Raw genomic sequence first — 6185 nt, 5'->3', positions numbered from 1 at the left:
CTCAAAAAGCAGCTAGAGGATCTTAAAAACCAGCCCGTTTCGGTAGACCGTGCGCTGTGTATCACGGAGCTGAACCAGCCCATCGAGACCTTTGTCTTGCTCCGTGGCTCGGCGGCGGCTCCGGCGGATAAAGTCGTGCCCGGCTGGCCGGAGATTCTGGGTGGTGGCGACGCAAAGCTCCCCGCCGAGCGGGTTACTGTCGTTCCCTCCACGGGCGAACCGATCAAAGGTGGGCGACCGAGCTTCCCTCCTGCGGAGCTGAGCGAGAGCAGCTCAGGCCGCCGCCTGACACTCGCCAACTGGATCGCAAGTCCGGACAATAAGCTCACGGGCCGCGTGATGGCCAATCGGATCTGGCAGGGGCATTTTGGGCGCGGGATCGTCCGCTCCTCAAGTAACTTCGGCCTCGCGGGCGACGAGCCGACGCACCCGGAGCTGCTCGACTATCTGGCCTCCAAATTTACCCATGAGCTAGGCTGGTCGGTCAAGAAGCTCCACAAGCTGATCCTGATGAGCAATACCTACAAGCAACGCTCACGGAGTAATCCCACGGCGCTCAAAGCCGACCCGCAGAACAATCTCTTCTGGCGCACGGACATGCGCCGCTTAACCGCCGAGGAACTGCGCGACTCCGTGCTCGCGGTCTGTGGCAACCTGAATCCTAAGCTCTACGGGCCGTCTGTCTACCCCGATATTCCCGCAGAGGTGCTGCAGGGCCAGTCCGTGCCCGGCAAGGACTGGTACCCCGATCGGATGACGCCCGAGGACAAAGCCCGGCGCAGTGTCTATATCTTTGTGAAGCGCTCGCTGATCTTTCCGCTGATGGATGGCTTCGACGCAGCAGAGACAGACCGCACCACGCCCACCCGCTTCTCAAGCACGCAGCCTACCCAGGCACTTACCACGCTCAACGGGAAGTTCTTCCACGATCAAGCAAAGATTCTAGCCACGCGCCTGGAGAAAGAAAGCGGCGGTAATCTTGACAAATTTATCGCCCGTGGCCTCACGCTCGCACTCCAGCGCCCTGCCACTCCCGCCGAGATAGCTCGCGGCCTCAAGCTGATGAAGACGCTAGAGAGCCAGAAAATGTCAATCGAGCAAGCAAAAGCCACTTTCTGCCTGCTCACGCTCAACCTCAACGAGTTTATGTATCTGGACTGAACCCATCCCCCGGCCCCCTTCCCTCTACGAAGGAAGGGGGAGGCAGGAGGGGGTTTTCTACCCTCCCTGCCCTGAGGGAGGGTGGCTTGAAGTGAGGAACGAACGAAGAGCCGGGTGGGTACGGAACGAACGGAGCCGGATGGATCCGACAGCGGAGCGGAGAATAAAAACAATGGAAAATTTTTGCAAGCGAACACGACGAGAGTTTCTCTGGGAGGCCGGAGCCAAGTTCACCGGCCTCGCCATGACCGGCCTGCTCACCAAAGATGGGTTCTTCAAAGAAGCCCATGCGCAAGGCAGTATTGGCAATCCCCTCGCGCCTAAGCCTCCGATGTTCCCCGCCAAGGCCAAGTCCGTGATCTTTCTGTTCATGTACGGCGGCCCCAGCCACATAGACACGTTCGACTACAAGCCCACGATGTACGGGCGCGATAACCAGACCATCGAAGTCAAGACTTTTGGGCGAGGGGGGAAGCGCAATCAGGGGCGCATTATCGAGCCCAAGTGGAAGTTCAAGCAGTACGGCAAGTCTGGCAAGTTTATCTCCGACCTCTTCCCCAATCTCGGGCAGCAAGTGGACGACATGGCGTTTATCCACTCCATGACGGCGGACTCGCCCATCCACGGCTCGGCGATGCTCCAGATGAACTCCGGGAAAATCCTCTCCGGTTCGCCCTGCATTGGCTCCTGGGTGAACTACGGCCTCGGGTCGGTCAATGAGAACCTGCCCGGCTTCGTCGTGATGCTCGATCAGTCCGGCGGCCCGATCTCGGGCGCGAAGAACTGGAGTAGCGGCTACATGCCCGCCACCTACCAGGGAACCGTGCTGCGCCCCGCAGGCACCCCAATTCTGGATCTTGCCCGTCCTCAAGAACTCTCCAAAGAGGCCCAGCGGCAGCTCCTCGACTCGCTTCAGGAGTACAACCAGGAGCACCAGAAGCCCCGCGCTGACAACTCCAATCTGGCGGCACGTATCGCCAGCTACGAGCTCGCCTACAAGATGCAGGCACACGCGCCCGAGGCCGTGGATGTGGACAGTGAGCCCGAGCACATCAAGAAGCTCTACGGCCTCGACGATCCCAAGACGGCGGACTTCGCACGCAAGATGATCCTGACGCGGCGCTTGGTCGAGAAAGGCGTGCGCTTTATTCAAGTGTACTCCGGCGGGAGCCACAACGACGCCAACTGGGACGCCCACGGTGACCTGGTCTTCAACCACAACCTGCACGCAGGCCGCACCGACAAGCCCATCGCGGCGCTGATCCAGGATCTCAAGCAGCGCGGCTTGCTGGACTCCACGCTGATTATCTGGGGCGGGGAGTTTGGCCGTCAGCCGGTCGCGGAGTACGCGGCGGGCACGGGGCGTGACCACAATGCCTACGGCTTCACCATGTGGATGGCAGGCGGCGGAATTAAGGGGGGCGTGAGTATTGGCTCCACGGATGAGCTGGGCAGTCGCGCTGTGGACAGCCCGTTTCATGTGAAGAGCTTGCACGCCACGGCGCTTCAGCTCATGGGCCTCGAACCCAACAAGCTAAGCTATTTCTACGGCGGCTTAGACCAGAAGCTCGTCGGTGTGGAGCACGTCGAGCCCATCAAGGAGATCATCGCATAAAGCTCTGCTCCCAGAGTGTCAGCCCGGCCACGCTGCCATCGGCCTTAAGCGTGAAGACAATGTCCAGACTTGCAAAGCCGGGCTGCTCGGTGTCAGTAACAAAGGTATCGTGGTGCCAGTGCTTGAGGGGCGTGTCGAAGGCTTCCCAGGTGAGATAGAGTTTGCCACCCTCTTCCCGCACGGTCGCCGTTCCATAACCCGGATCAGTATAGGTGCCCGTATAGCTCGCCAAACTTAGTGAGGGCTTGGTGTTTTTATGCCGCTTCTCGGCCCTGGCTTTCTTATCAGTACGCACTTTATCGGTGTCTTTCTTTGCTTGAAGCTGAAAGACACGGTGCCAGTTCTTCCCACCTTTCACGCCCAGCAGAAGATCCAACAGGCTGTTACGGACGATCTCGGGCAGGTAGCTGGCCATGTTCGTGAGCACCACGAAGGCAACCCCCTCACGCGGACAGATTACCAAGTGGCTGCGGAATCCGTCTATCGCGCCGCCGTGGGAGAGCACGAGGTGCCCCTGCCAGTCGTAGCGGCTCCAGCCTAGGGTGTAGGTCTGGTGCATCCGGTCGGGATAGAACGCGCGCGTGAGGTCATCGAAGGGGACAATCATCTGCGGGGTATGGGTCTCCGCGAGGCTTTTCTGACTCACGGGCGTGCCCGCGCCGCCACCGGAGAGCTGGAATTTTAGCCAGTTTTCGAGCTCCGCGACATTGGCATTGATACAGCCCGCCGGGCCGACATTAAAGAAGTCCAGCGGCGCGTCCAGTGGCGCGACTTTGCCTTTTTTACGCTGGTGTGGCCAGGCATGGTTCTCCGTCGGCACGAGACCCGGCCCCGAAAATGTCACCGAGTGCAGGCCGAGCGGCTCCAGCAAGCGCGTCTTGAGATACGCCTCGTAGGGCATACCCGCCGCCGCTGCCGCCGCTTCCCCGGCTGCGGCAAAGCACAGATTGCTGTACTGGTAGAGCCCTCGATAGCTCGCCGTGGGCTTGAGAAAGGCCATGCGGGCCAGAATCTCGCCGCGCTGTAAGTGCGTGCGGTACCAGAGGGAGTCGTGGCGCGGCAGGCCGGTTCGGTGGCAGAGGAGATCCCGAATCGTTAGGTTGGCGTCGGCGGCGGGGTCGAGTAATCGGAATCCGGGCAGGTGCTTGCGCACGGGATCATCCCACGCCAGTTTTCCGTCGTCCACTAAACATGCACACGCTGTGGCGGTAAAGGCTTTGGTGACACTCGCGATGGGGAACAGCGTCTCCGGCGACACTGTCTCGTCCCCACCGAGTTTCTTCACGCCGTAGCCCTGCACATAGCTTCCTTCAGGGGTGACCACCGCAATGGCGGCTCCGGGCGCTCCAACAATTTTCATGGCGTGTGTCACAATAGCATCAAGACGAGTGGTGTTCATGGGGGCATTGTACCTGTGGATTTGTCCAAGTGAGTGGGTGTTTGTAGGCAGGAAAAAGCCCTTGCTCTGTCGAAGCGGAGGGTATGTTGGCTGCGTTTCTCTGTCTTTTGTTTGCCGATCCCATCTCCTACCGACTCAGCTTGGCGGATGGGACGCGTACCACTGCCCGTCTAACCCTGCCGATGACACCTGAGGGAGCGGTGCTGGTGGAGTCCGACGACACACGCTCGGTGTTCCGGCCCTACGCGGTGAGTGGCGCGACCGCGACCGTGGTGGGGAAACTCTCGCGCTGGGAGGCGCTGCCCACTAAAGGTGGCTGGCTGCTCCAACGGCCTCGGGGCGGCGCCTTGCCGCTCGATGCGCCCCTGCTGACATTTCATGATCTGCGCCTCTTTTTAGGCAAGCGGATCGCCGAGCAGGCGGGCAAGCCGCTGCGCTTCTGGCAGCTCGGCTACGCGAGTGAGCGGCCCGGGCTGGATCGGGTAGATCTGACGGCTTATGGGACAGAGTTGGTTTTGGTAGGGAGCAAGCGGGTGCTTGCCCGCCGCTACCGTGCGAGCATTAAGCTCTGGCTCAATGGGAAGACACAGCGCAGTACGCTCTACCTGGGGCCGTCGGGGGAGCTTCTTCGTGCCGACCCGCCTTTTGTGAGCGCACCGCTGCGCGCCGCCTCGCTTCTGACCAAAAATGCCGAGGGGGTTCTGACCATCACCTACCGCCAGCCTGGCTACGCTCTGCGTGCGGAGCCAACCGACACGGGCTACCAGATCAAGGCACTGGTAGACGGGCACAGTGTTCCGGGGAGTGTGCTCACGGATAAGAGCGGCAAGCCGCTGCGTATCGAGAACGATTTTCCTGGTAAGCCTTTTGTGGGGCTGATCGAGCCGGAGGGCTTGAGCTGGACTCTGGATGCGCCACAGATCTCACGGACCGTTTTGCCTGAGGAAGAGGATCTGCCGCTCTTTCCTGCCCAGCTCTTTGCCACAGCGCTCTGGGAGAAAGCGTTCTCGACAGTGGGGGAGCAGCACTCCGGCGTCTTGATGTTAATGCACGATGGCCTCCCCGACGAAGTGACAATCGAGCGCTTCGCCGATCCTGCCGCCGGGCTGCGCCGCTACCGCTTCACGGGCGAGACCTTCAAAGCCGACCTCATCACCGACGGCACCCGGCTACATCTGCTGCGCCTCGCGGATGGGAGCCAGATTATTGCGAGTGATGGGGAAGCGCTTCTAAGTGGTGTGCCCGCCCTCACCTGGCCGTGACTATACGTGTTTTTGTTTTTTTAGGTTTTTAGAGATTTCTGGCACGGCACTTGCCTAGAGAAATAAACGAAGAGATTTCTCGTTATGTTTGGTGTGACGAGAGAGAAAAAAGCGGCCCGGGCAGGATAACCTGCCCGGGCCATTTTGATATCTCCGGTGGCGATTAATAGTGTGTGGCGCATCACATGACCCCCGAAATCTCTCCCGTATCGGAGAGGTGCATGTCCAGTGCGGCGGGGCGCTTGGGCAGGCCAGGCATGGTGAGTAGTGCTCCGGCATAGACCACCACAAAGCCTGCGCCCGCCGAGAGCTTGGCATCACGAATCGTGAGCGTGTGCCCCGTTGGGGCCGCGAGCTTGGTGGGATCGTCGCTGAACGAGTACTGAGTCTTGGCAATGCAGACCGGCAGGTTCCCAAAGCCACGCCTCGTGAGATAGCCCAGCCGGGTCTTTGCCGCCGGGAGAAACTCCACACCGTCGGCGCGGTAAATTTCTCTTGCGACCGTCTCGATCTTCTTGCGCAGGGGCAGCGCATCGGGGTAGAGCGGCGCGAAATTTGCTTTCTCGCTCGCCAGTGTCTCGCTTACCAGCCTCGCCAGCGCCTCGCCGCCCTCGCCCCCTGCGCCATAGACATCCGACAACGCAACTTTGAGGCCATGCGCCTCGCAGAGCCGCGCGAGTGCTTCTTCCTCCGCCACGGTGTCCGTCGGGAATCTATTGATCGCAACGACAACGGGGAGCCCAAACTT

5 protein-coding genes are annotated in these 6185 nt (G+C 60.7%); 3 read left to right on the top strand and 2 right to left on the bottom strand.

Features of this window, described 5'->3' with window-relative positions; translation table 11 throughout:
- Positions 1-1161, top strand: a 1161-nt coding sequence (locus ACH2EH_RS03680) for a DUF1553 domain-containing protein (RefSeq protein WP_395139079.1), incomplete at its 5' end; no start/stop codon positions are given.
- A gap of 172 nt (positions 1162-1333) precedes the next feature.
- A complete protein-coding gene (locus ACH2EH_RS03675; protein ID WP_395139077.1) occupies positions 1334-2776 on the top strand; it encodes a DUF1501 domain-containing protein in 1443 nt (480 codons plus the stop codon).
- On the opposite strand, the gene ACH2EH_RS03670 is transcribed toward ACH2EH_RS03675, so the two are convergent.
- The gene (locus ACH2EH_RS03670; RefSeq protein WP_395139075.1) at positions 2766-4175 is read right to left on the bottom strand and encodes a serine hydrolase; all 1410 of its coding nucleotides are present in this window, start codon (positions 4173-4175) and stop codon (positions 2766-2768) included. The genes ACH2EH_RS03675 and ACH2EH_RS03670 overlap by 11 nt on opposite strands.
- An 83-nt stretch (positions 4176-4258) precedes the next feature.
- Between ACH2EH_RS03670 and ACH2EH_RS03665 the strand changes: the two genes are divergently transcribed.
- Entirely contained in the window at positions 4259-5437 is a 1179-nt protein-coding gene (locus ACH2EH_RS03665) for a hypothetical protein (protein WP_395139073.1), read from the top strand.
- A 181-nt stretch (positions 5438-5618) separates the two neighbouring features.
- Here the strand turns inward: ACH2EH_RS03665 and ACH2EH_RS03660 are convergent.
- Positions 5619-6185 (bottom strand): formate--tetrahydrofolate ligase (locus ACH2EH_RS03660; RefSeq protein WP_395139071.1); only part of this gene is annotated, 567 nt, incomplete at its 5' end.

This window comes from Armatimonas sp., from assembly GCF_043760365.1.
GTDB lineage: Bacteria > Armatimonadota > Armatimonadia > Armatimonadales > Armatimonadaceae > Armatimonas.
The sequence above is the reverse complement of the archived record's forward strand: the minus strand, read 5'-3'. Positions and strand labels throughout refer to the sequence as shown.